Here is a 22,836-nt window from a genome sequence, read left to right as displayed (position 1 = left end):
CTTATTTCTCCGCGCCAGCGGTGAGGCCGCCGACCAAATAACGTTCCAGGAACAGGTAGATTGCGATGATCGGCAGCGCGATGAACACCGATGCGGCGGATATGTCATTCCAGTAGGTGACGTATTCGCCCTGCATCGTGGTGATGCCGAGATTGGCCGTCCAATTGTCCGGCGAGTTGACGAGGAAGGTGCGCGCATAGGCATAATCTGCCCAGCTGAGCACAAAGGCATAAAGGGCTGTGGCTGCAAGACCGGGTGTGGCGATCGGAAGCACGACGCGCACCATCGCGCCGATCGGCGAGCAACCGTCCACCATGGCGGCCTGTTCCAGTTCTTTGGGAATGGTGTCGAAATAGCCCTTTAGCATCCACGTGGCGAACGGAATGATCATCGTCGAATGCGCCAGCACCAGCGTCCACAGGCTGCCGATCAGGCCGAAGCTGGAAAAGATGGAAAACAGTGGAATGACCAGCAGCGTCGCAGGCAGCATCTTCGCCGTCAGTACGAAGAGACCCATGGTCGCGCCGCCCCTCATGGAGTAGCGCGAGAGCGCATAACCGGCGCTGACCGAAACCAGCATCGACAGCGCCACAGAACCGATGGCCGCCAGCATCGAATTCCAGAGCCAGAGCAGGATCGGTTTTGCCGCCCAGACGCGGGCGAAAATATCCCACTGCGCGTCTTCCGGCCAGAAGGTCGGCGGCAGCCGGTACAGCTCATCGGTGGTGGAAAGTGCTGTGACAAGAAGCCAGTAAACCGGGAAGAGGATCATCACCAGCGTGAAGATGACGGTCGCGTAAAGAGCAAGGCTCTGCAAAAATGTTCGCTTCATCAAAGCCTCCTCAATAGATCGATTTAGAACGCCGGCCGAGCATCAACAGGCTCGCGACGATGCAGATCGCCAGTGTCAGCACGCCGACGGCGGCGGCACGGCCGAAATTGTGGTACTGGAAGGCCTGGTCATAGGTCATGATCGACAATGTCTGGGTCGAACGCAGCGGCCCGCCGCCGGTCAAAACCTTGATGATCGAAAAGTCGCGGAACACCCAAAGCAGCGTCAGCACCAGCGTCACGCCCAGAACCGGCATCAACAGCGGCATAGTGATCCAGCGGAAACGCTGCCAGACACTTGCGCCATCCACCTTTGCGGCCGCGTAATAATCGGCGGGAATGGACTGCAGGCCGGCGAGACACATGATCGACACGAATGGAAAGCCCTTCCACACCATGGTGATGGCAACGGCCCAGAAGGCGGCCGTGGAACTGCTGACCCAGGGTATCATCTGGTCAGTGAAACCGAGCTGGATCGCCAGCCAGCCGAACAGGCCAAAGGAGGTGTCAAACATCCATGCAAAAATGACGACCGCGATGATTTCCGGGACAGCCCAGGGCAGCGCCATTCCCAGCCGCGCGACGGTGCGGCCCTTAAAGCGGTTGTTGGCGAGAAGCGCCGTGCTCAGACCAACGGCAACACTGCCGACGGTGACAACTATAACCAGCTTCAACGTCACCCAGCAGGCCAGCCAGAATTCCGGTGACGAAAACAGCCAGTTGTAATTGGCCAATGAGAATGGTCGGCTGGCGCCACCGAGCCTTGGAATCTTAACCTGCTGGAACGACAGGTCGATGGCCAAAACGAGCGGCCAGACGATGATGGCGGCAACCATCAGGACCGCGGGTGCGATCAGAATATAGCCGAGAAGATGTTGCCGGCTGGGACGCGCAAGATCGAAAAACTTGCGACGCCCAGCCCGAACGGATTCGGTCATGGATAGTCCTCCTGCCGGATGCGGATGATGGCCATGGCCCTTTAAGAGGGCCATGGCGAGACATTGGGATTAACCCTTGATGGCTTCCGCCTTTGCCTGCATGGTCTTCGCCACCTCTGCCGGATCGAGATCCTGTATGATCATCCGCTGGCTTTCTTCCATCACCATCTTGCTGAACTCATTGTAGAAGAGCTCAAGTCCGGTCGGAACGCGGTCGATACCCGCCTCGGATGCCGCCTTCATCGTGGCGATGAGTACGGGAAAATGCGGGATGGTCTTTTCGACACCCGAGACGTCGGCCTTCGGGCTTGGCGGAGTGTTGCCGCCAAGGGTGGCATAGCTGCGCTGGAATTCCGGCGACATCGTCAGCTTGATGAAATCCCAGACCAATGCCTTCTGGTCGTCGGGAATATCAGCCGGCATGGCCAGCACGTTGGACGATCCACCGAGCGGCGGATGAAACGGCGGTGCTGCGTAAACAATGTCATTCTTGGCCGAACCCTTTTCGGTTGTGCCGTACAGCCAGGGCCCATCGAAGCGCATCGCCATTTTGCCGTCGGCAAAGAGCTTGCGTACGTCGCTGGCGCTCATGTCAACCGGGCTGATGCCGCTTTTCATGACGGTTTTCCACCGGCTCAAGCCTTCCGCCATCTGCGGCGTATCGATGGTGATGTTGCCGTCCTTGTCGGTCCAGTAGGCGCCTGCATCAAGGATGTAGTTCAGCATTTCCGTCAGATATTGCCCCGGACCGCCTTTGGTTTCATGGCCGGTGCCAAACTGGTCGATGATGCCATCACCATTGAGATCCTTGGTCGTCGCCTTTGCTGCGGCCAAAAACTCGTCGTAGGTCTTCGGAACCGCGACGCCCGCTTCTTCCAAAATCTTCTTGTTATAGGCCATGACGAAGCCGAAATAGTTGGTCATGATGCAGACAGTTTCGCCGTTCCACTCGCATTTCTGCTGGCCGGCCCAACCGGTCATGTCGATGGTGTCTTTCTTGAGCCACGGGTCGAGAGGTTCGAGCCAGCCGCTATCTGCAAACATCTGAAATTCGAATGACGCCAAATGCACGATCTGCGGCGGCTGGTTGGCCGCGAAAAGCGTTGTCATCGTGTCGGCATAGGAACTACGCTCCGCTTTGGTGAATTCGATTTTCACGCCCGGATGCTGTTTTTCAAAGGTAGCAATGGCAGAGCGCCACCATTCGCCCGTGCCGGCATCGTCCGTTTGCCAGGAGATGAACTTCAGCACAGTATCGGCCATGGCGGGAGCAAATCCGCCCAGCGTCATCAACAATGCGGTCGCTGTGCCAAGCGCCAGAGTTCTCATTCTTTTGGTCATGGGTTCCTCCTCCAAAAAACCAATTCAGATACGTTCAAGAAGGGCGAGCGCCGCCTCCGACGGCTTGACGCCAAGTCCCGGGCCGGCCGGCAGGTAATATCTTCCTTCCCGGCAATCCATGTCACCGGTAAGCAGGCGACGGTTGGGCTCGAAAATCGAGTGCTGGAACTCGTGGCTGTTTAAAGTCGGCAATGTCGATGATGCCTGCAGGCTGGCGGCAAGGAAGATGCCGGCACCGACTGTCGCGTGCGGAATGACGTCAATGCCATGCTCGGCAGCAAGAACGCCGATGCGGATAAAATTGGTGATGCCTTTGTGCCCCATTTCCGGCTGCACGATCGCGATGCGGCAGCGCTCGACGCGGGCGCGCATGTCCCAATGGGTGCGCCATTCCTCGCCAACGGCGATCGGTATATCTGTTCCTTTCGATACCTTTTCCAATCCGGCAATATCCTCCGTCCAGACCGGCGCCTCAGCGAACCACGGATCGAACAATTTCATCTCGGCAATCAGTTCCAGCGCGCGTTCCGGCGTCTGGTTCCAGTGCATGTCGGCGGCAATTTTTGCCTGTGGGCCAAGGACGTGCCGAAGATTGGCGATTTCCGCCGCCGGGCCATCGTCAGCCACCGGCGTTGCGAATTTGAAGGCGTTGAAACCACGGTCCTGCCAGTATTTAGCCAACTCCCCCCGCTCTCTCAACGTCTTTTCCGGCAGCCCGGAAACATAGGCCGAGAAGCTGTCCAGGCCGCCGCCGAGAAGGTCGCGAACCGATTTTCCGGCTTCCTGGCCGGCGATATCCCAGAGCGCAATATCGAGTGCGGCGAGCGCATCAACGTAAAAGCCCCCGGTGTAACCGCGCACGCGCATCATGTCGTAAAGATCGTCATAGATCGCAGAGGGATCGGAGGCGTCGCGGCCGATCACGAACCCGGCCAGCAGATCGTTGATGATTGCCGCCACCGCACCGGGCGCGACGATACCATAGGTCTCGCCCCAGCCGACAACGCCGGCCTTGGTCGTCATCCGCACCAGCACGCTGCGGTCAAAGGTAGGATAGACCGTTCGATTGCCCTTGCGCACGATATAACCGTTTGGATTGACGACCTCGCCTTCCCTGAGTGCGCCAAGATACGGAACCTTACGTGGCTGTGTCAGCGTAAAGACCTCGACGGTTGCGACAGGGCTGTTCATGCGGCCTCCGGGGCCGCAAGGCCCAGCTCAACCAGATTGGCGTCGATATCGGCAATGGCCGCCGCATCAAGCTCGGGTGTCGGCGCTCGCACACTCACGCCTTCGATTACGCCACGACGCGCCAGCACATATTTGGTCAACCGCATGCGATAAACCGCCTGTAACACCAGAAGCGGCAAGGTGCGGACATAGATCTTGCGAGCCTCCTCCCGTCGCCCCGCGACAAGTGCCCGGTCGATGGCCACATGTTGCTCAGCGATCTCCAGCGCCGGCATGGCCGCCGTGGCACCACGTGCATATTCGTCGAGAATGTAGCGCGCGCCACCACCGCCGATGACGCCCTTCAGCGTCGCGGGCGCTTGGGCAATGATGTGGCTGATGGCGGGGCCAGCGGGGAGCGTCTCTTCCTTTACATAGGTGACCTTAGGCAAGGCACGCACGATCTCCACGATCGCCTGCGGCGAGAGGTCGGAGCCGCGCGGCGCAGGCGCGTTCTGCAGGATGATTTCAACTTCGGGAAGTGCTTCGACAACCCTGCCAAGGAATTCGGTCAGCGCCGGTACATCCGTGCCGACCGATTTGGGCGGCTGGACCATCAGGTGATGAATGCCAAGCGCCGATGCCGCCCGTCCATGCTCGACCACGTCACGCCAGTCGGCAGCACTGGCGCCGGCGACGACCGGCACCCGCCCAGCCGCAGCATCCACGACGATCTTCAGCAGGGTTGCGCGCTCGGCGGCGCTCAAAGTCTCCACTTCGCTAGCGAAACCGGGAAAGACGATTCCATCCACGCCCTTGTCGAGCGCAAAGACCACAAGCCGCTTCATGCCTGCTTCGTCAATGCCGCCATCAGCCAGAAACGGCGTGGGCAGAACGGGCAAAATCCCCCTGAGGTCAACCACCATCTTATCCTCCCAAATTAGTATCATATATTGACACCTTGAATTCACTAATTGACACTATCTAGTCTTCCGACTTATGACAAGCCCACAAATGAAATGAATGAGGAGGTCAAGACATGGCAGCACTGCCGACATCGATCATCGTTGACTGGGGTACGACATCACTACGAGCGACGCTGGCTGGTGAAGGCGGCGAAGAGCTCGATCATCTTGAAACTGCCGACGGCATTACAAGCCTTGATAAGGGTAAGCATGAGGCGGCGCTGATGGCTGCGCTTGCACCCTGGTTCTCACTTCACGGGGCCTTGCCCGTTGCCGCACTCGGTATGATCACTAGCCGCAATGGCTGGGTCGAGGTCGCTTATGTTCCGTGCCCGGCAGGCCCTGCAGAACTTGCCGCCGGCACGGTGCGAGGCTTGCTGCCGAACGGGTCCGATCTCGTTTTCCTGCCCGGTTTGAACGACCCCGCGCGCCAGCCCTTCCCGGACGTGATGCGCGGTGAGGAAACCCAGATCGTTGGCCACGGCCTTGGCGGAGACGCCACCCTTATCGTCCCCGGCACCCACAGCAAGTGGGCGCGCATTAAGGGGGGACGAATCGATGGCTTTCAGACATTCGTGACTGGTGAAATTTTCAACCTTCTCATCAATCACTCCTTCATTGCGCGAGGTTCCGCGCAGCCGCCGGTCGATGATCCGGAAGCCTATCGCTGGGGTTTGAGAGAGGCAAAGCAATCTGCCGCCATGCTGTCGCTGCTGTTTTCATCGCGAACCGGCGGCCTTGTCGGCCACCTATCGTCGGAGCAGCTGCGTTCCTATGTGCGGGGACTGGTCATCGGGCAGGAGTTTCGGCAAGCCCGAGAAGCCGGATGGTATGCTGAAGGAGAAGACGCAGCTATCGTCGGTAATGACGGGCTCAACGATCTCTACGTGGTTGCCGCAGATATATTCGGTCTCAAGACATCCGTGGCTGTGGATGACACCCTGACGAAAGGGGCGCTGGCTATCCTTAAGCAAACACTATCTTAACCTCGATTTTCCGCCGAGCCCCAGATTGCGTCATTCGTCTTTCAAGCCAGATGTTTCAGGACTGCCATGCACGACTTCCCAGCTAATATCGGCACCAGTCGACACGAAAACGATATCATTGCCATTCTTGCCCGCCTTCAGCGCATCGGTCTTCCAGACAACCCGATCGCCTTGTATGGATCCTCCTCATTTCGGATCTGGAGCTCAGTCGCCGAGGATCTTGGCTCGCTGGATATCGTCAATCTCGGATTTGGCGGCGGCACGTACCTTTCTGCCAGCCACTACCTGCACCAAGTCCTTGTTCCACTGAAGCCAGCCAAAGTGCTGCTTTATTTCGGTGAGAACGATATTGCTAGCGACGGCCTCAAGGCTGAAACAACCCTTCGGCACCTGCAGGATTTGCGTGATCGCATCTCTCAAGCGTTACCACGCGCGGATGTGGTTGTTCTGGCGATCAAGCAAAGTCCAGCGCGCTGGATTTACCGCCATGAATTCGATCTCTTTAACCAAGAGGCGCGCGACTGGTGTAACAGTTGCGAACACACGACGTGGTTTGACCCGAACGTCGGCCTCATCGGGGAAAACGGACTGCCCATGTTCCGTTATTATTTGCCAGATCTGGTTCATCTAAATGGAGCAGGATATGCGGTTTGGTCGGAAGCGCTCAGAACAACCTCGGGTCTGCTGAACTGAGGCAAGCGGCAAACCTCTTGTAGCTCTTGAGCGGAATTGAACTGCTGGCCACGCAGATAAAAATGTTTACCAATCTCGAGTTTGACGTTACAGCCCTCTATTTTTGCGCGTTCTACTCAGCAGTACCCGCTGGAGATCTGGATGATCGTGACTAAAAATCAATTTGCACTTTCATCGAGCGGTTTCTGTCACCTGCAACTTCGAATGCTGTTACGGCATCATTGAGAGGAAAGGTTCCGGTGAGCAATGGTTTGAGATCGACGCGACGTTTGCCGATGAGATCAACGGCCAGACCGAATTCTTCATGAAAGCGGAATGTGCCCTTCATTTCGATTTCTTTAGCGACAACCATATTTTGCGGGATAGACACGTCGCCTCCGAGGCCCAGTTGGACAACTGTCGATCGCGGTCGCAAAACCTCTAGCCCCGAACGTACTGCACGCTCATTTCCGGATGCCTCGAACTGGACATCGAAATATCCTTTATTCGCTGAATAGGCAGAAAGATCTTCTGGGTTCTCCGCGACATTGATGACTCGATCTGCCCCGACCTCCAAAGCCTTCTTCAAGACTGCATCCATGACATCCGTCGCCACGATTTCCCGAGCCCCATGGGCACGTGCGGCGATGATGGCGAGCGCACCGATCGGACCGCATCCCGTTACTAGAACCCGCTTGTCAGCGAGACTGCCGACCCGATTGACCGCATGAAGTGTCACCGCGAATGGCTCGGCCATGGCGGCTTCATTGATAGATACGCCATCCGCCACCTTGTGGCATTGCCAGGCCTCAGCCACCAGCCTTTCACGGAACGCGCCCTGAATGTGCGGCATCGGCATGGCCGATCCATAAAAGCGCATGTTCAAGCAATGATTCTGCTGACCCTTCAGGCAATATTCACAGGCATTGCAGGGGCGGCTGGGCGATACCGCGACCCGGTCACCGACGGCGAGGTTTGAAACGCCTGCTCCCAGTGCCCGGATTGTTCCAGCGACCTCATGTCCCAGGATCATTGGCTCACGAAGGCGAACGGTACCGAAACCGCCATGATTGTAGTAATGCAGATCGGAGCCGCAGATGCCACCGGCTTCGATCGCAACCTCCACCTGCCCTGCAGCGAGGCTTTCGGCTTCCCGTTCTTCGATCCGCAGGTCTTTGGCTGAATGAATGACGACGGCTTTCATGGAGCTATCCTTACAGTACAGGTGTTGGCAGGACCACGCCCTCGAAATGGGCGGCGAGATTGTCTCGCACCAGCTTGCCCATGGCTTTGCGGGTCTCGATCGTGCCGGAGGCGTGATGTGGCTGGACAAGCACGTTGTGGAGATTAAGAAAACGTGGATTGAGTTTCGGCTCACCCTCGAACACATCGAGTGCCGCCGAGCCCACCGCGCCGGTTTCCAACGCTGTCAGCAATGCTTCCTCATCGATGTTGGATGCACGCGAGATGTTGATCAGCATGCCCTCGGGTCCCAATGCCTCGATGACGTCTTTGGAAACGATATGTTTCGTGGCAGCCGACGCGGCGAGCGTGACAAATAGGAAATCCGCGTGACGCGCTAGCTCGATGGGATTGGCGATGAACGTCATACCATCTGCATATGGCTTGGCATCGACGTCGCTGTAGGCGATATCCATATCAAAACCTTTGAGGCGCTTTGCGACTTCAAAACCGATGCGACCGAGACCAATCACGCCGGCTTTCCGGCCCCATACCCTACGCTTCAGGGGATAGAGACCCTTCTCTCGCCAGCTCCCATCCTTCACCCATGTTTCTGCGCCAATGATCCCGCGCGACTGGGCGAGCATCATGCCGATGCCGAGATCGGCAACGTCATTGGTCAGCACGTCCGGGGTGTTCGTCACGCGAATGCCACGCTCGCGGCAGGCCTTAAGATCGACCGCGTCGTAGCCGACCCCATAAATTGAGACAATTTCGAGCTTCGGAAGCTTATTGATCAGCTCAGCGGACGCGCCGAGTTCACCACGGGTCGCGATTGCACGAATTTGAGGGCCATGCGTTTCAAGAAATACATCCTTTTCCGCAGCCTCATAAAGCTTGCGAACGTTGTATTGCACTTCCAGTTCGACAAGGTCCCATTCCGGATACGGACCGACGAGCAGAATTTCCGGTTTCATCACCGTTTCCTCCATGACAATCTTATTAATTTTTTCTGTTGCTGCCGCAAAGTCGATCCAGCGATGCGAGCAATTGCTTCTGAAACTATTCTTTCGACAGGCTGCTCGATCTCAACAGTGACGACATCCGGCTCTCCGACAGGAATTTCCAGCGTTGCCAACTGGCTTTCAAGCAACGACAGCGGCATATAGTGACCGTCCCTCGCCGCCATCCTTGAGACCAGCGTAGAACGCGAGCCATTCAAGAAAACGAATATCAGCGACCGCCCTGCTTTTGCTCGCAAGAGATCACGATAGGATCGCTTGAGAGACGAGCAGGATATTACCGTGTTTCCTTCTTGGCTCAGTTCGGCACCAAGCGCTTCAAGCCAAGGCCACCGATCTGCATCGACCAGCGCGATGCCGTTGCGCATCTTTTCCACATTTTCGGTTGGATGACGGCTATCGCCTTCAATGAAACGATAGCCGAGAATGGAGGCCAACTGCTGGCCAACGGACGACTTGCCGCATCCCGAGACACCCATCACCACAATGGGTCCCCGAGCTCCATTCAGCTTAGAGGGAAACTGTAATGCCACCGTCGACATAGAGCGTATGACCGTTCACGAAAGAGGAAGCTTTGCCGGACAGGAAGACAGCAGCGCCGACAAGTTCATCGACATTGCCCCATCGGGCAGCAGGCGTGCGCTTCTCAAGCCAGGATGAAAACTCTTCGCTATCAACGAGCGCCTGATTGAGCGGCGTTTTGAAATAACCAGGAGCGATCGCATTCACTTGAAGGCCGTATTTTGCCCAGTCGGTGCACATGCCCCTCGTCAGGTTCTTCACCGCACCCTTGGTCGCGGTATAGGGTGCGATACCCGGACGGGCGAGTTCGCTTTGCACGGATGCAACATTGATGATCTTGCCGCGCCCTCGCTTAATCATATGCCTCGCAACTGCCTTGCCAACGTAAAAGACGCTCGAAATATTGGTTTTCAGTAGTTGCTCCCAGCGATCCGCTGGAAAATCTTCAAGTGCGGTACGAAACTGCATGCCGGCGTTGTTGATGAGAATGTCGATAGGGCCTGCATTTTGCTCGATGGATGCGACACCGCGGTTAACGGCTTCCTCATTGGTCACGTCGAAATCTGCGGTTTCGACAGAAACGCCTGTTTCCGTTTTCAGAGCTGCCGCTGCATCGGCGAGTTTGACCGTGTCGCGACCATTCAGAACCACCGACGCGCCGTGGTCGATCAATCCTTTGGCGAGCGCCAGCCCGATCCCCTGCGAAGAACCCGTGATCAGGACACGTGAACCGGAAAGGTCAAAAAGTGGAAAAGTCATCGGAACCTCGTTCCCTCAACAACGGACTGCATGAGCAAAACGGCGTAAAGAGCGTTACGCCGTTCAGGTGGGAGAGCACGAAACGCCTCATGCATTTCGTGCAGTTCTTGAAGATCAGATATCTATAACGAGACCTTTTGCCTTCAAAACAGGCTCCAGATTGCTAACTTCGATAACCGATTTGCCCTGCTTGTAGGCTTCGATATAACCTGCTTCGGCGTCTTCACGGATTTGAGAAAGTCTAGCCGACTCTTGCGCATCTTCCCGACGCACGACCACGAGCCCATCTGCGTCCCCGACGATGATGTCCCCGGGATTAATGATCTCACCACCAACGATGATGCTGTCGTTGACCGCCGCGATCGTTTCCTTGACCGTACCCTTGATGCAGACGCTGAGCGAAAACACAGGGAAACCGAGGTCTCTCAATTGTAGCGTGTCACGTACGCCTGTGTCTGTGACCAGACCGCCGATGCCCTTGGCGAGGCAAGCATTGGCCAGCACGTCACCGAAGGAGCCAGCTTCCTCGTACTCACCGGCGGAAACGACGATGATGTCACCGGGCTTGGCGTAGTTGATCGCCAGTTGCAGCATAATGTTGTCGCGCGGCGCGCACTTGACCGTGAATGCAGGGCCACACAGTTTCATCCGGTAATCAACCGGCTTAAGACGGGAGGAAAGTGCACCTTTACGGCCCTGTGCCTCGTGAATGGTGGCTGGCGAAAACTTCGAAAGCGCGTCGATGTCTGCCTTGCTCGGCCGTTCTGCGATATCTTTAATGTGGATCATAAAAACCTCCCGTGGTAAGGACGGCGGCGGGAGCGTCCCGCCGCTTTTATTAAGTTTAAGTGCTGTGGTTCAGATTGTGGCCGTGGCTTTGCCCGGCAGCATCAGGGAATCGGGTCGAACTTCAGCTCGGACAGCGGAACGACCTTGTCGGTTCGGGACATCTTGTACTCGGTGTTCGGTCCGAGCCACTTGTCCCAAATCTTGTTGATCTCGCCGTCAGAATCCAGCTTGCGAAGGACTTCGTTGATCTTTGCCGTCAGCTTGGGATTATCCTTTGCCATGCCGATGCCGATTGGCTGATACAGCATCGGCTCCTCGATCATCCGCATTGGTTTACCTTTGGTCTTGGATTCGTTGACGAACTTCGTCGTCGTCATCGTGTTGGCGACCATGCCGCGCGCCTTGCCCTGTTGGACGGCGAGGTAAGCGGAAGCTGTATCCTGGAATGTCAACGGATCGGACTTGTTGAGCTTGATCGACATTTCAGATGTAGAGCCTTTGGTCGAGGCCACACGCTGGCCTTCATAATCGGCCTTCTTCTTGCCCGCATCATCCACAGGAACGATCAGCATTTCCTTAGCCAGATAATAGGGGTCGGAGAACTGGATCTGCTCGGCCCGGCTTTGTGTGTAAGCGAGGTTGGCAACGGTGATATCGACACGACCGAGCTTTACCTCTGGTACACGGGCTTCGACCGAAACCGGCTTGACTTCGGCCTTCACGCCCAGTTCCTTGGCGATGGCGTTGCACAGATCGACGTCGAAGCCAGCCATTTCGCGGGTTTTCGGATCGGGTGCGGCAAAGGGAACGACATCCGCGAAGGTCGCGCAACGCAGTACATTGTTGTTCATGATGGTGTCCAGCTGATCGGCAGCCGCTGGCGAGGCAAGCACTGTAGAGGCAAGGATCGCCGTCAGTGTCAGGGATTTCCAGTTCATTTCTTGTTCTCCTCTTATGATTTTGCTTGGTATCAGTGGCGCAGATCGGACAGGAACCGCTGCGCGCGCGGATGGCGGGGGGTGTTGAAAAACTCTTCTGGCGTCGCTTTTTCAAGAATTTCACCGGCGTCGATGAACCAGATGCGATCGGCAACTTCACGGGCGAAGCCCATTTCATGTGTAACGCACAGCATGGTCATGCCTTCTGAGGCCAGCCCCTTCATGACGGCCAGAACTTCGCCGACCATTTCGGGGTCGAGCGCGCTCGTCGGCTCATCGAACAGCATGACGGGTGGCTCCATGGCAAGCGCGCGTGCAATCGCGACTCGCTGCTGCTGACCACCAGACAACTGACCCGGATAGGCGCCCGCCTTGTCAGACAGCCCCACCCGGTCGAGCAGCTTTGTTGCCTTTTCCTGCGCCGCCGCCGGTGAAACGCCTTTGACACGGATTGGCGAGATCGTGACGTTCTCTAAAACCGATAGATGCGGGAACAGATTGAAACTCTGAAAGACGAAACCGACGCGGCTGCGCAGAAGGTTGAGTTCCCTCGTCTTCGTCGCTGCGTGAATGTCCTGACCGTCAAGCGTGATGGACCCGCTGTTAATCTCCTCAAGCCGGTTGACAGTGCGGATGAGCGTGGATTTGCCTGAGCCGGAGGGCCCGCAAATGACGACCACCTCTCCGCGCGCGACTTCCGCGTCCACATTCTTCAAAACCTGATAGTCGCCATAGCTCTTGCAGACATTCGAAATACGGATTGTCTGTTCTGTCGAAGATACTGTCATGGCTGCTCCGTTAAGATTTTTGCCTGCGCCAAGGCCGCCTGCTGCGGGCGAGCGACCACGCCTGCGCGACGCTTGGCAATGCGGCGCTCGACTGTGTTGGCGAGATAGGTCAGGCTCCAGCAGATGGCGTAATAGACGATGGCCAGAATGAGGAAGACCTGGAAGGGCTGCGTCAGAAGCTGGTTGTTGACCTGGCTGGCCGCAAAGGTCAGGTCCGGCACATTGATAACATAGCCGAGCGTGGTGTCCTTGATCGTGGCGACGAAAGTCGAAATCATGCTGGGGATCATATTGTAGAGGGCCTGCGGCAGTATGATGAAGCGCATTGCACCCAGATAGCTGTGACCAAGTGCCCTTGCGGCATCCATCTGACCGGCACCGAGGGCAACGATACCGCCTCTGACGACTTCACTGAGAAACGCGCCCTGATAGACCACCAGCGTTGCCAGCATGATGGCGAAACTCGGTACATCCGCACCTGTCCAGAGCGGGATCAGGAAATAGGCCCACAAGATGAGCATGAGCAGTGGCACACCGCGCGTGACATAAACCAACACGGTCGCTGGCAAGCGCAAGACCCGCCACTTGGATAAGCGCGCCAGCGCCATGAGAATGCTGACTGGGAAAGCCAGCAGGATGGCAAGCGCTGAAAGAATGATGGTGTTCGCCAGACCGCCAAGCGGGCCGTTTGGATACTGGCCGATCAACAGCAGCAGCCAGTTGTCCTGAACGATGGTGATCATCTCGCCGATCATGCGCGCGCCCTCCATACCGGATCGAGGCGCATCGACAGATAGGAACCGGCCCCCATGATCAGCAGGGAGAAGAACAGGTAGAGGACGGTGCCGACCAGATAGATCTCAAAGGTCTGGAAGCTGAGATTTTCGATTTCCTTGATCGCATGCGTCAGTTCGGACGCGCCAATGACGAGAGCCAGACTGCTGTTCTTGAACAGGGACACACTGTGATTAATGAGTGGTGGAAGGGCATTGCGCACGCCTTGCGGCATGATGATGAAACGCATGGCCGAGATGTATCCGTGACCCAGGGCCTTGGCGGCTTCCATCTGACCCGAGCCAACCGAGCGGAGACCGGAGCGTAAATCTTCACTGAAATAGGCAGCTTGGCAAAGGCCCAGCCCCACAACGGCGAAAATGGCTTCGGCATTGTGGTCGGTCAGCCAATTGGTCAAGCCAGAGGGCAGCAGCGTAAAGATGCCGAAATACCAGAGCATCAATTGCACCAACGTCGGCACATTGCGATGGTAGGAGACGTATGCAGCGACAAGGCGGTCTCCGAAGCGGAAGGGTGAAAACCGGATGCCGAGCAAGATGAGTGCCAGCGACATCGCCAGCGACCACGACCCGAGGAAGATGACGAATGTCATCTCGATGCCGTGGATAAGCATCCCAATGTATTCCTGATTGCTCAAGATCGCCCAGAGGTCGAAGCCCTTCACGGCTTTAGCTCCTGCAATGCACCAGCATCGCCTGCAGCCTGCGGTCTGGCCGTTTGCAGACCACCCATCACCTGAAGCGTCGGGGTGATTTCCATATGTCCGATATTGACCGCAACCGGTGCGGCAATGGCAAAAGCGATGACATCGGCAATATCTTCGGCCGTCGGCAATTCGAAGCCATCGATAAAGCGCTCACGTATGCTTGGATCATTGCCGTGAACATGGTTGAAAATATCCGTCGCCACACGACCCGGGCAGATTTCCGTGACGCGAACACGCTTGCCGAATGCATCCAGCCGCAGCTGGTTCGACAGCATGGCAACGCCAGCCTTGACGGCATGGTACGTGGAGTTTCCGCCGAAATTGTAATTCCCGGCAATGGAGGAGATGTTGATGACGTGTCCGCGGTCGCGCTCCACCATGCCCGGCACGATAAGACGGCAAATGTGGAGGACGGCGCGCAGGTTTACATCGACGAGGAGATCAATGTCATCTGCATCTGCCTGCAGGAATTTCTTCGGGCGATCCACACCGGCATTGTTGACGAGAATATCGAACTGCACCTGGTTTGCGAGATCAGCGATGGCTGCCCGATCCGTGACATCGATGACATGGGCGATACAGCCTGTGCGCTGGGCCAATTGCTTCAATGCCTCGGCACTGCGGGCAATCGCGTGGACTTCAATGTTTTCGCGGCGGAACCGCTCAACGATGGCGGCGCCGATACCGGACGATGCGCCGGTGACCAATGCGGTCTTGTAATCGGAGAATGGCATTGTGATCCCCTTATTGTTGCCATGGAGCTTAGCGAAGCTTTTCTCGCTTGCCTAAGACCGATTACTTTTGAGGTAATAAGGAAGTTTTATGGAGCTTCAAAAGCTGTGTTTCAGCGCTCTCATTCAGCCTTGAAATTACGTAAGCGCATGCGGCTAAACGACGATGCCGATTGCAAAACGATCGCGAACGGATAAGCTCCGCCCATCACAAAGCAGTTTTACTGGCATGGACATCAGGCGTTTTAAATCATTTACAGTCATCGTGGACAGTGGCAGCATTACCAGGGCCGCTGACATTTTGCATCTGGCACAGCCAGCACTCAGCCAGCAACTTGCCGCACTCGAAGAGCATTTCGGGCAAAAGCTTTTGATACGCAGCCAACAGGGCGTGACGATGACGGATGCGGGCCATGCGGTTTACAGGCACGCGCAGATAATTCTTCGGCAAATGGAGCAAGCGCAGGCAGACGCATCGGCAGCCGGAAACTCTATCGCAGGACGCGTTTCCGTTGGTCTGGTGCCGTTCAGCAGTGCTGCGACACTTTCGGTCGATCTTCTCGCCGAGACGCGAAAGCGTCACCCGGGTATTCTAATCCATTTGACGGAAAGCGTCGGGCAGACCTATAGCCAAATGATCATGAACGGCCGCCTTGAATTGGCGCTGATCCACGGCGTCGGTCCAATCAAGGGTGTGCGTTTCGAGCCTTTGCTCAGTGAGGAATTCTATCTGGTCGCACATCGAGATTTCGCCATTGAGGCTGATGTAAAACCGGTGCCGATCGCTGCCCTTGATGGTCTCCCGATGCTGATGCCACCAGCTTATAACTTCGTTCGCCGGGCAGTCGATACGGCGTTCACCCGAAGCCGCATCAATCTTAAAGTCGTCGCGGAAGTGGAAATCGTCAGAACGCTTGCCCGCGCAGTTGCGAATGGCCTTGGCGCAACCATTATGCCAAAGGCGATTGCTAACCGCATCGTCTCCGAGAGCAAGGAACCCTTGATCTGCCGGCTCCTCTCTCCCCGTATCGAAGAGACTTTATCACTCTGTACCTCTGACCAGAACTCGTTGTCGGAGCCTGCGTTTGCGGTCAAAGACATTCTGATCGAGCTGACTGAAAAGCTGAAGCTTTAAGGGTTAACGGCCCGACGGAGCGGGCCATGCACCGGATAGAAATCAACGCATATCGTGGCAGTACTGAGCGATACGTGCGCAGCCTTCGCCCAGCATCTCCATGCTTGTCGCGTAAGAAATGCGGAAATACGGGCTCATCCCATAAGCGGCACCCTGTACGGTCGCGACGTGGTGCTCCTCGACCAGTCCCATCACGAAATCCACGTCATTTTCGATCTTCCGACCACCTTTCGTGGTCTTCCCGATCAGGCCTGACATGTTGGGATACAGATAGAAGGCGCCTTCCGGCTTATGGCACCGAATGCCATCGATTCCCTTCAGTTTATCAAGGACGAAATCACGCCGCTCGCGGTAAATGTCAGCTCGCTCCTTGAGCAAATCCTGGGGACCATCCAAAGCTGCAATCGCGGCGGCTTGAGAAACGGTAGCGATGCCGCCGCTGTTCTGGCCATTGACGTTGCTGATGGCAGCAATCAGTTCCTTCGAGCCGCTGGCGCAGTAGCCCAGCCGCCAGCCGGTCATCGCATATGCTTTTGATACTCCATTCATGGTCAGTACGCGATCGTAAAGCCGGGGCTCGACATCGGCAATCGTACCGAACTCGAAACCGTCGTAAACGAGATGCTCGTAGATATCGTCAGTCAGGATCCAGACATGCGGATGACGTAACATGACTTCCGCAATCGCCGCCATCTCGACCCTAGAGCATGCTGCGCCTGTCGGATTATTCGGAAAATTCAGGAAAAGCCACTTTGTCCGCGGCGTGATCGCCGCTTCCAGATCTTCCGGGCGAAGCTTGAAACCCGTCTGCTCGAAACAGGGAACAGCGACGGGAACACCACCAGCAAATTTAACGATGTCGGCATAGCTGACCCATGACGGTGTGGGAATGACCACCTCATCACCCGGATTACAGGTCGCCAGCATTGCGTTGAAGATTACCTGCTTGCCGCCACCGGATACAATGATCTGGCTGGCGTCGTAGGTCAGATTGTTGTCTCGCTTGAATTTTTGCGCGATAGCGGCCTTGAGGTCTGGCGTCCCGTCCATAGGCGGATACTTGGTTTGTCCGCCAAGAGCAGCTTCGTATGCGGCCTCGATGGCATGGCTTGGTGTTGGAAAATCAGGTTCGCCAGATGACAGGCTCACCACTTTAATCCCTTGGGCGGCGAGCTCTCTGGCGCGCTGCGTCATGGCGGCAGACGCGGAAATAGAGACATTCTTCAATCGATCGGCTGTTGAGGGCATCGACGTGATCCTTCAGTAAGACAGAAAAGCGGGGCGCATAAGGCCCGTTAAGATGCGAGTTCCGAGGCGTTCGTAAGTGTCGCCCCTGAATTGATGATTTCACTGCGCACAACACCGGCAAGCTCCAGCGAGCCAGGGGTATCGCTGTGAACCAGAATGGATCGGGCTGCCATGGGAATAATGGTACCGTCGATAGCCTCGACAGTGCCATCGGTCAGGAAGCGGCGGACACGCGCGCGCACCGAGACCTCGTCCTTGACCAGCGCACCCGGAAGGCCCCGCGCGACGAGGCTGCCCTTGGCGTCATAGGCCCGGTCGGCCAGAAACAGGGCCAGCGTCTTCAGCTTGGCCCGTTTTGCCGCCCGTTCGATTTCGCTTTCCGGCGTAACGAATACTACAAGCTCCGGGTCTACCATTGAGATGGCATTCATCATCATTTCAGCCAGAGCAGGGTCGCGATTGACCATGTTGCCCATCGCCGCATGAAAGCTGATATGCCCCACATTCACGCCTTCGCATCTGGCGATAGCGATCAATGCGCCGAGCTGGTAGAGCATCTGTTGGCGTAGCTCATCCGCCTGAAACGGCAATTCGCGACGACCAAAACCTGCACGATCCGGCAGACCAGGATGCGCGCCGATGCCGACGCCGTTCTGCTTCGCAAGCCGAACCATCCGCGCCATCGTATCAGGATCGCCTCCATGAAATCCGCAGGCGATATTGGCCGAAGAAATGAGCTTCATCATCGCTTCGTCATCGCATAGCCTGTAGGGGCCAAAACCTTCGCCCATGTCAGAGTTGAGATCGATCCTCATAAAGTCCTCCCCTCTTCCTCAAGTCAGCGCGTTGAGCGCGCGTTTGACCATCGGTACGGTTTGTCTGATATCCTCGAAGTAGCGCGCAACTGTCTGCTCTATCCGGCGCGCCTCCTCATGACTGGAGCGGACAAACCTGATCTTGCCTCCGGCACGTGCCTGTCCCAACCGCCAGAGATCGGCCTCGATCACACCGGCAATTTTCGGATAACCACCAGCCGTGTTCGCGTCGCTCATCTGGATGATAGGCTCCCCGCCCGGCGGAACCTGTACGACGCCGGGGACGACACCATGCGAGCGCATCTCAACGACTTCGGTCGGCTTGATAGGATCGCCGGAAAGGCGGTAGCCAGTGCGGTCACTGCGCGAGGATATGCGCCAGATTTGGCTCCAGAATGCTTCCGCATCATCGGCAAACAGATGATGTTCACCAGCGGGAATGGCCCGGATCTGTAACACTCCATCGACAATTGGCTGGAAAGCATCCGCCATTGCCTGCGATGGCTGGATGACCGCAAGCCCGCTCTCAGGCAAAGGCAAGTGATTGACCTGCGTTCCTGTGGAAAGCCTGTCATTTTTCTGGAGCGGTCGTCCTTCCACACCACCGAAATTACCACGCAAGGCCGTGCTGCGAGACCCCATCAAGACAGGCACATCCACCCCGCCAGCCACGGCGAAATAAGCACGGGCAAGACGAGGTGGAGAGCTCAGCTCCAAAACATCACCCTCGTTTGCAAGGTTGGCACACCAGGGTAAAAGCTCCCGGCCATTCAGCAATGGGCGACCATCTGCTCCAGTCACCGCAAACATGGATGGCCCCAGAAACCGAAGCTTGAATGGAAATGTCTGCACCTCGACGGCGGCGAGGTTATCGGCGTTTCCGACAAGAATATTGGCGATTTGCAGGGCCAGCGGATCCATCGCGCCACCAGCCGTAACTCCGATGTTACGGTAGCCCGGACGACCCAAATCCTGAACAGTGTTGAATGGGCCTGTTTCGATGATCTCGATCACAACTCAATCCTTGCTGGAACAAAGTGAACCGTGTCACCCGGCGCAAGAAGCGCAGGAGTAGCGGCGGAGGGATCAAACATTTGCAGATCCGCATAACCGATCGAGTTCCAGCCGTTGGGACCTGTCAGCATGGCGACGCCTGTCTGCATGCCACCGATTGTCACACACCCTCTTTCCATCTTGATCGATGGCACAGTTTTTCGTGGCATGTATATGCGTGCATCCAAGCCGTGCAGATAGCCGAAACCCGGCGCACTGCCGAGTGCGAACACACGATAGGTTGCTTCATGATGAATACGTACTACATCCCGGTCGCTCAGACCCGAAAAGTCACACAGCGCGGCAAGATCCGTGGCGTATTCCCCGCCATAATGAACGGGTATCTCGACCGTCTTTCCTGCCAGATCCACGCTGGAAGCGTTGTCCCACGCGTTCAGCAGACGATCCGCCACTGCCTCAGGGCTTTCCGGAGTTTCTTTGAAAATGGTCAGCAGGTTGGTCATTCCGGGAATGACCTCTGCAACATCCGGCCAGGCACCCGCTATCTGAGACAGAGCCCAGATCCAGCGTTGTGCAGCTAGATCGAACTTACCCGGCGCTTCCAGAAGGATGGATCGCGATCCGATAAACGATACGCGCGCCTGTCCTTTGGCTGGGTGGACCTGCAGGGCCTGCGTGGTGAGGATGCTTGAAGTCGCAATCATCGTTGAAGCTCGATTTCGAAGAGAGGATCACCGTAGCCGACAAGATCGTCCTGCTTTACAAGCGGATTGAGCAGCAATCCTGCGCACTTGGCGATCACAGGGACGAGAACAAGCCCTATTCGAACAGAACCAACGACCTCATTCGAGGCCACTTGCCTCGGGAATGGCCTGTCGTCGATTGTGTTTGAGGTCTGGAACTGGCCAGCCGTCGGCGCTTTCACCATGGCTTTACGGGCACTTCCTGTCCCCACTTTTGCGTCTACAGCGGATGATGCTCCCATCTTGCCGGAAGTTGGAATGAAAAGCCGAAGCTGCTTGTCAGCTGTTTTGATCTCCAGTCCTTCTACGCCAGCCGCCGTCAGCATGTCGGTCAGCACTGCAAGGGTGGCTGTGTCCGTGAGGTCAAGCTTGCTCATGGCGCGCTCCACGATTTGAGCCATTGCTCCAGAAAGTGGATATCGGTCTCGCCCTCAACGAAGGCAGCCTCCTCAAAGAGCGCACGCAAAAGTGGGAGGTTCGTGGAGATGCCTTCCAGACGGGTCTCCGCAAGCGCTACCCTCATTTTGGCAATTGCCTCGGCTCTTGTCGGTGCATGCACGATCAACTTGGCGATCAGCGAGTCGTAGTAGGGAGAAACTTTGTATCCCTCATAAATATGAGTATCGACCCGCACACCATCACTATGCGGCCAGACGATATCCGCGACGACCCCGGCAGAAGGCAGGAATGTGTATGGATCTTCTGCATTGATGCGACACTCAAAAGAATGTCCTTCACACAGGACCGCGTCCTGATCGAATGCCAGTTTCTGCCCCAAGGCGACTTTGATCTGCGATTGAACAATGTCGACACCGCTGGTCATTTCCGTAACCGGGTGTTCAACCTGCAATCTCGTGTTCATTTCGATGAAGTAGAAATTCCCTTCCTCGAACAGAAATTCGAATGTGCCGACACCGCGATATCCGATTTGTTTGCAGGCGTTTACGCATGCCAGACCGACCGGACCGATCACGTCCAGAGAAATTCCGGGCGCCGGAGCCTCTTCTACGACCTTCTGATGGCGTCTTTGCATGGAACAATCGCGATGGCCAAGCCAGACGGCGTCACCATGTGTGTCGCACAAGATCTGAATTTCAACGTGCCGCGGATGTTGAAGAAACTTCTCGATGTAAAGCTCAGCGTTGCCGAAGGCCTGACGCGCCTCTTCTCGCGTCAGCGCGGCGGCTTCACGTACGTCGGCCCGGTCATGAATGACCCTCATGCCGCGCCCGCCGCCGCCGCCGGCAGCTTTGATGATCACAGGGAAGCCGATCTCATCGGCAATTCGTGTGATTTCGTCGGCATCTTCAGGCAGCGCGGTATCAGGACCCGGCACACAGGGCACACCAGCGGCGATCATCGCACGTTTCGCCGCGATTTTATCGCCCATTGTCGAGATAGACTGGGCGCTCGGCCCGATGAAGGCTAGCCCGGCCCGTTCAACTGCGGCTGCAAACGCAGAATTCTCGGACAAGAAGCCGTATCCGGGATGAACCGCGCCGGCACCGGTCAGCCTGGCAGCAAGCAAAAGCGCATCCTGATTGAGATAGCTCTTTCCAGCATTTGCGGGTCCGACGCATAGAAACGTGTCGACGGCATCACCATAAGATGCTGCCTTATCTGCTTCAGAGCAGATACCGACAGTCCGCAGTCCCAGGTCATGACAGGCGCGCTGGATGCGCGCGGCGATTTCACCGCGGTTTGCTATCAAAACCGTATCGAAACCCGGCGCGGAACGGTCGAATTTCGTTTCCATCATCCAATCTCCGCAAGAAGATCGTTGGCGTCCACTTCGCCGCCATCGACGTCCGTAAGAAACAAAATCCGACCAGCGCAGGGCGCAGAAACCTTGTTGAATACCTTCATTGCTTCGATGATGAAAAGCGTTTGCCCTTCCTGAACCAGATCGCCCAGCTTGACGAAGGGCTCAGCGCCCGGTGCAGAAGCGCGATGTAGAACACCGAAGATGGGCGAATGCACTTTCGCTGCCGAAGAGCTGACGGATTTTGCCTGTTCTTCAGGCTGGACAGCTTCATTCACGGGCAACCGATGGTCCTGGGAAGGCTGATTGACTGACTTAATGATTCGAACCGTTACGTCCTTTTCCGTCACCGAAAGTTCGGTCACGTTGGAACGCGCTACGAAATCGATCAGCGTTTTTATCTTCGGCAAGTCCATAAGAATACCTGACAATGTGCAAGCCGCTAACGAGACATGTAGAAGAAGGCATGACGCGTTCGGCACGCCGTTTAGTAGCATGAGCGCTATCACAATGGGGTCAGAAGAACTTTTGATGGCCGTAAAGGGATGGCTCTAAAAATTTTCACGTTGCCGCGAAAAAAGCGATCGTACTTAAGCTCTTTCACCGGCCATCTGCCGTCGAAAGCCGTTTTGGAAAGTGCAGCGTTTAAGGCCCTGCCGCATCGCGACACGGTGCCGGCTATCGCAACGCTGGGTACGCCGCTGCCTCCGACGGTGCAGCGCCAGTTCGCGATCCAAAACAATGTCGGCGAGGAAATGTACGCCGCTATGATCGGCCAAAAGGACGTCGACGCGGCGCTTGCCGATATAGAATCGCGAACCAACGACCTGCTCGCCAATCTCTGAAGGTCCATTCTCCCAGACCTTCAACGCCACGGCCCGCTGCTATCCATTGAGCTGCGGGCCGTGTGCTTTAATCTGTGCCAGGTGGGAGGAGATGTGAAAGCGTCACAATGCCGCGTGTAATGTTTTGGCACGCGGTAAT

Annotated in this window: 26 protein-coding genes; 4 read left to right on the top strand and 22 right to left on the bottom strand. The window is 56.6% G+C overall.

Annotated features, from left to right (window positions below; genetic code table 11):
- Window position 1: 1 nt before the first annotated feature.
- From ASF29_RS17060 to ASF29_RS17040, 5 genes are all read right to left on the bottom strand, one after another.
- On the bottom strand, window positions 2–832 hold the full coding sequence (locus ASF29_RS17060) for a carbohydrate ABC transporter permease (protein WP_062451857.1): 831 nt from the start codon (window positions 830–832) through the stop codon (window positions 2–4).
- Window positions 833–842: 10 nt separating this feature from the next.
- Window positions 843–1,769 carry a sugar ABC transporter permease gene (locus tag ASF29_RS17055; RefSeq protein WP_062451856.1) on the bottom strand — a complete coding sequence of 309 codons (927 nt, stop codon included), beginning with the start codon at window positions 1,767–1,769 and terminating at the stop codon, window positions 843–845.
- Between the two features lie 69 nt (window positions 1,770–1,838).
- The gene (locus ASF29_RS17050) at window positions 1,839–3,110 is read right to left on the bottom strand and encodes a sugar ABC transporter substrate-binding protein (RefSeq protein ID WP_062451855.1); all 1,272 of its coding nucleotides are present in this window, start codon (window positions 3,108–3,110) and stop codon (window positions 1,839–1,841) included.
- A gap of 24 nt (window positions 3,111–3,134) precedes the next feature.
- On the bottom strand, window positions 3,135–4,301 hold the full coding sequence (locus tag ASF29_RS17045; protein ID WP_062451854.1) for a mandelate racemase/muconate lactonizing enzyme family protein: 1,167 nt from the start codon (window positions 4,299–4,301) through the stop codon (window positions 3,135–3,137).
- On the bottom strand, window positions 4,298–5,206 hold the full coding sequence (locus ASF29_RS17040) for a dihydrodipicolinate synthase family protein (RefSeq protein ID WP_062451853.1): 909 nt from the start codon (window positions 5,204–5,206) through the stop codon (window positions 4,298–4,300). Before ASF29_RS17040 ends, ASF29_RS17045 begins: the two co-directional genes overlap by 4 nt.
- A gap of 113 nt (window positions 5,207–5,319) precedes the next feature.
- On the opposite strand from ASF29_RS17040, the gene ASF29_RS17035 reads away from it, so the two are divergent.
- Entirely contained in the window at window positions 5,320–6,231 is a 912-nt protein-coding gene (locus ASF29_RS17035) for a 2-dehydro-3-deoxygalactonokinase (protein ID WP_062451852.1), read from the top strand.
- 66 nt (window positions 6,232–6,297) lie between these two features.
- Window positions 6,298–6,924, top strand: coding sequence for a GDSL-type esterase/lipase family protein (locus ASF29_RS17030; protein WP_062451851.1), 627 nt, complete (start codon window positions 6,298–6,300; stop codon window positions 6,922–6,924).
- 151 nt (window positions 6,925–7,075) lie between these two features.
- On the opposite strand, the gene ASF29_RS17025 is transcribed toward ASF29_RS17030, so the two are convergent.
- The 10 genes from ASF29_RS17025 to ASF29_RS16980 all read right to left on the bottom strand — a co-directional run bounded on the left by ASF29_RS17025 (window position 7,076) and on the right by ASF29_RS16980 (window position 15,138).
- A complete protein-coding gene (locus tag ASF29_RS17025) occupies window positions 7,076–8,107 on the bottom strand; it encodes an L-idonate 5-dehydrogenase (protein ID WP_062451850.1) in 1,032 nt (343 codons plus the stop codon).
- A 10-nt stretch (window positions 8,108–8,117) separates the two neighbouring features.
- Window positions 8,118–9,065, bottom strand: a complete 948-nt coding sequence (locus ASF29_RS17020; RefSeq protein WP_062451938.1) for a 2-hydroxyacid dehydrogenase — start codon at window positions 9,063–9,065, stop codon at window positions 8,118–8,120.
- The gene (locus ASF29_RS17015) at window positions 9,062–9,586 is read right to left on the bottom strand and encodes a gluconokinase (RefSeq protein WP_156462720.1); all 525 of its coding nucleotides are present in this window, start codon (window positions 9,584–9,586) and stop codon (window positions 9,062–9,064) included. Before ASF29_RS17015 ends, ASF29_RS17020 begins: the two co-directional genes overlap by 4 nt.
- 31 nt (window positions 9,587–9,617) lie before the next feature.
- On the bottom strand, window positions 9,618–10,388 hold the full coding sequence (locus ASF29_RS17010) for an SDR family oxidoreductase (protein ID WP_062451848.1): 771 nt from the start codon (window positions 10,386–10,388) through the stop codon (window positions 9,618–9,620).
- A 114-nt stretch (window positions 10,389–10,502) separates the two neighbouring features.
- Window positions 10,503–11,177 (bottom strand): 4-carboxy-4-hydroxy-2-oxoadipate aldolase/oxaloacetate decarboxylase, encoded by a 675-nt coding sequence (locus ASF29_RS17005; RefSeq protein ID WP_062451847.1) that lies wholly within the window; start codon window positions 11,175–11,177, stop codon window positions 10,503–10,505.
- A 101-nt stretch (window positions 11,178–11,278) separates the two neighbouring features.
- Complete coding sequence (locus ASF29_RS17000) at window positions 11,279–12,115, bottom strand: ABC transporter substrate-binding protein (RefSeq protein WP_062451846.1); 837 nt, start codon at window positions 12,113–12,115, stop codon at window positions 11,279–11,281.
- Window positions 12,116–12,147: 32 nt separating this feature from the next.
- Window positions 12,148–12,903, bottom strand: a complete 756-nt coding sequence (locus ASF29_RS16995) for an amino acid ABC transporter ATP-binding protein (RefSeq protein WP_062451845.1) — start codon at window positions 12,901–12,903, stop codon at window positions 12,148–12,150.
- The gene (locus ASF29_RS16990; protein ID WP_045232805.1) at window positions 12,900–13,658 is read right to left on the bottom strand and encodes an amino acid ABC transporter permease; all 759 of its coding nucleotides are present in this window, start codon (window positions 13,656–13,658) and stop codon (window positions 12,900–12,902) included. The genes ASF29_RS16995 and ASF29_RS16990 overlap by 4 nt, the downstream gene beginning before the upstream one ends.
- On the bottom strand, window positions 13,655–14,362 hold the full coding sequence (locus tag ASF29_RS16985; RefSeq protein WP_062451844.1) for an amino acid ABC transporter permease: 708 nt from the start codon (window positions 14,360–14,362) through the stop codon (window positions 13,655–13,657). The genes ASF29_RS16990 and ASF29_RS16985 overlap by 4 nt, the downstream gene beginning before the upstream one ends.
- Window positions 14,359–15,138 (bottom strand): SDR family oxidoreductase, encoded by a 780-nt coding sequence (locus ASF29_RS16980; protein WP_062451843.1) that lies wholly within the window; start codon window positions 15,136–15,138, stop codon window positions 14,359–14,361. Before ASF29_RS16980 ends, ASF29_RS16985 begins: the two co-directional genes overlap by 4 nt.
- A gap of 226 nt (window positions 15,139–15,364) precedes the next feature.
- Between ASF29_RS16980 and nac the strand changes: the two genes are divergently transcribed.
- Window positions 15,365–16,270, top strand: a complete 906-nt coding sequence (gene nac, locus ASF29_RS16975) for a nitrogen assimilation transcriptional regulator NAC (RefSeq protein WP_062451842.1) — start codon at window positions 15,365–15,367, stop codon at window positions 16,268–16,270.
- Window positions 16,271–16,312: 42 nt separating this feature from the next.
- On the opposite strand, the gene ASF29_RS16970 is transcribed toward nac, so the two are convergent.
- From ASF29_RS16970 to ASF29_RS16940, 7 genes are read right to left on the bottom strand one after another with little or no spacing between them, the layout of a single operon-like run.
- Window positions 16,313–17,518, bottom strand: coding sequence for a pyridoxal phosphate-dependent aminotransferase (locus ASF29_RS16970; RefSeq protein ID WP_062451841.1), 1,206 nt, complete (start codon window positions 17,516–17,518; stop codon window positions 16,313–16,315).
- Window positions 17,519–17,565: 47 nt separating this feature from the next.
- Window positions 17,566–18,333, bottom strand: a complete 768-nt coding sequence (locus ASF29_RS16965) for a 5-oxoprolinase subunit PxpA (RefSeq protein WP_062451840.1) — start codon at window positions 18,331–18,333, stop codon at window positions 17,566–17,568.
- An 18-nt stretch (window positions 18,334–18,351) separates the two neighbouring features.
- Window positions 18,352–19,347 (bottom strand): biotin-dependent carboxyltransferase family protein, encoded by a 996-nt coding sequence (locus tag ASF29_RS16960; protein ID WP_062451839.1) that lies wholly within the window; start codon window positions 19,345–19,347, stop codon window positions 18,352–18,354.
- The gene (gene pxpB, locus ASF29_RS16955) at window positions 19,344–20,051 is read right to left on the bottom strand and encodes a 5-oxoprolinase subunit PxpB (protein ID WP_062451838.1); all 708 of its coding nucleotides are present in this window, start codon (window positions 20,049–20,051) and stop codon (window positions 19,344–19,346) included. The genes ASF29_RS16960 and pxpB overlap by 4 nt, the downstream gene beginning before the upstream one ends.
- Entirely contained in the window at window positions 20,048–20,467 is a 420-nt protein-coding gene (locus tag ASF29_RS16950) for an acetyl-CoA carboxylase (RefSeq protein WP_156462710.1), read from the bottom strand. The genes pxpB and ASF29_RS16950 overlap by 4 nt, the downstream gene beginning before the upstream one ends.
- Entirely contained in the window at window positions 20,464–21,849 is a 1,386-nt protein-coding gene (locus tag ASF29_RS16945; protein ID WP_062451836.1) for an acetyl-CoA carboxylase biotin carboxylase subunit, read from the bottom strand. Before ASF29_RS16945 ends, ASF29_RS16950 begins: the two co-directional genes overlap by 4 nt.
- Window positions 21,846–22,268 (bottom strand): acetyl-CoA carboxylase biotin carboxyl carrier protein subunit, encoded by a 423-nt coding sequence (locus ASF29_RS16940; protein ID WP_062451835.1) that lies wholly within the window; start codon window positions 22,266–22,268, stop codon window positions 21,846–21,848. The genes ASF29_RS16945 and ASF29_RS16940 overlap by 4 nt, the downstream gene beginning before the upstream one ends.
- A gap of 129 nt (window positions 22,269–22,397) precedes the next feature.
- Between ASF29_RS16940 and ASF29_RS16935 the strand changes: the two genes are divergently transcribed.
- On the top strand, window positions 22,398–22,697 hold the full coding sequence (locus ASF29_RS16935) for a hypothetical protein (protein WP_062451834.1): 300 nt from the start codon (window positions 22,398–22,400) through the stop codon (window positions 22,695–22,697).
- The last annotated feature ends 139 nt before the right edge of the window (window positions 22,698–22,836 follow it).

The sequence above is a fragment of the Rhizobium sp. Leaf262 genome (assembly GCF_001422245.1).
Taxonomy (GTDB): Bacteria; Pseudomonadota; Alphaproteobacteria; order Rhizobiales; family Rhizobiaceae; genus Agrobacterium.
The sequence above is the reverse complement of the archived record's forward strand: the minus strand, read 5'-3'. Positions and strand labels throughout refer to the sequence as shown.

What these genes read in the sequence shown, in the direction of transcription:
- ASF29_RS17060 (WP_062451857.1), bottom strand. Translation starts at nt 832, where the DNA reads ATGAAGCGAACATTTTTGCAGAGCCTTGCTCTTTACGCGACCGTCATC.
- ASF29_RS17055 (WP_062451856.1), bottom strand. Translation starts at nt 1,769, where the DNA reads ATGACCGAATCCGTTCGGGCTGGGCGTCGCAAGTTTTTCGATCTTGCG.
- ASF29_RS17050 (WP_062451855.1), bottom strand. Translation starts at nt 3,110, where the DNA reads ATGACCAAAAGAATGAGAACTCTGGCGCTTGGCACAGCGACCGCATTG.
- ASF29_RS17045 (WP_062451854.1), bottom strand. Translation starts at nt 4,301, where the DNA reads ATGAACAGCCCTGTCGCAACCGTCGAGGTCTTTACGCTGACACAGCCA.
- ASF29_RS17040 (WP_062451853.1), bottom strand. Translation starts at nt 5,206, where the DNA reads ATGGTGGTTGACCTCAGGGGGATTTTGCCCGTTCTGCCCACGCCGTTT.
- ASF29_RS17035 (WP_062451852.1), top strand. Translation starts at nt 5,320, where the DNA reads ATGGCAGCACTGCCGACATCGATCATCGTTGACTGGGGTACGACATCA.
- ASF29_RS17030 (WP_062451851.1), top strand. Translation starts at nt 6,298, where the DNA reads ATGCACGACTTCCCAGCTAATATCGGCACCAGTCGACACGAAAACGAT.
- ASF29_RS17025 (WP_062451850.1), bottom strand. Translation starts at nt 8,107, where the DNA reads ATGAAAGCCGTCGTCATTCATTCAGCCAAAGACCTGCGGATCGAAGAA.
- ASF29_RS17015 (WP_156462720.1), bottom strand. Translation starts at nt 9,586, where the DNA reads ATGGGTGTCTCGGGATGCGGCAAGTCGTCCGTTGGCCAGCAGTTGGCC.
- ASF29_RS17010 (WP_062451848.1), bottom strand. Translation starts at nt 10,388, where the DNA reads ATGACTTTTCCACTTTTTGACCTTTCCGGTTCACGTGTCCTGATCACG.
- ASF29_RS17005 (WP_062451847.1), bottom strand. Translation starts at nt 11,177, where the DNA reads ATGATCCACATTAAAGATATCGCAGAACGGCCGAGCAAGGCAGACATC.
- ASF29_RS17000 (WP_062451846.1), bottom strand. Translation starts at nt 12,115, where the DNA reads ATGAACTGGAAATCCCTGACACTGACGGCGATCCTTGCCTCTACAGTG.
- ASF29_RS16995 (WP_062451845.1), bottom strand. Translation starts at nt 12,903, where the DNA reads ATGACAGTATCTTCGACAGAACAGACAATCCGTATTTCGAATGTCTGC.
- ASF29_RS16990 (WP_045232805.1), bottom strand. Translation starts at nt 13,658, where the DNA reads ATGATCGGCGAGATGATCACCATCGTTCAGGACAACTGGCTGCTGCTG.
- ASF29_RS16980 (WP_062451843.1), bottom strand. Translation starts at nt 15,138, where the DNA reads ATGCCATTCTCCGATTACAAGACCGCATTGGTCACCGGCGCATCGTCC.
- nac (WP_062451842.1), top strand. Translation starts at nt 15,365, where the DNA reads ATGGACATCAGGCGTTTTAAATCATTTACAGTCATCGTGGACAGTGGC.
- ASF29_RS16970 (WP_062451841.1), bottom strand. Translation starts at nt 17,518, where the DNA reads ATGCCCTCAACAGCCGATCGATTGAAGAATGTCTCTATTTCCGCGTCT.
- ASF29_RS16965 (WP_062451840.1), bottom strand. Translation starts at nt 18,333, where the DNA reads ATGAGGATCGATCTCAACTCTGACATGGGCGAAGGTTTTGGCCCCTAC.
- pxpB (WP_062451838.1), bottom strand. Translation starts at nt 20,051, where the DNA reads ATGATTGCGACTTCAAGCATCCTCACCACGCAGGCCCTGCAGGTCCAC.
- ASF29_RS16950 (WP_156462710.1), bottom strand. Translation starts at nt 20,467, where the DNA reads ATGAGCAAGCTTGACCTCACGGACACAGCCACCCTTGCAGTGCTGACC.
- ASF29_RS16945 (WP_062451836.1), bottom strand. Translation starts at nt 21,849, where the DNA reads ATGATGGAAACGAAATTCGACCGTTCCGCGCCGGGTTTCGATACGGTT.
- ASF29_RS16940 (WP_062451835.1), bottom strand. Translation starts at nt 22,268, where the DNA reads ATGGACTTGCCGAAGATAAAAACGCTGATCGATTTCGTAGCGCGTTCC.
- ASF29_RS16935 (WP_062451834.1), top strand. Translation starts at nt 22,398, where the DNA reads ATGGCTCTAAAAATTTTCACGTTGCCGCGAAAAAAGCGATCGTACTTA.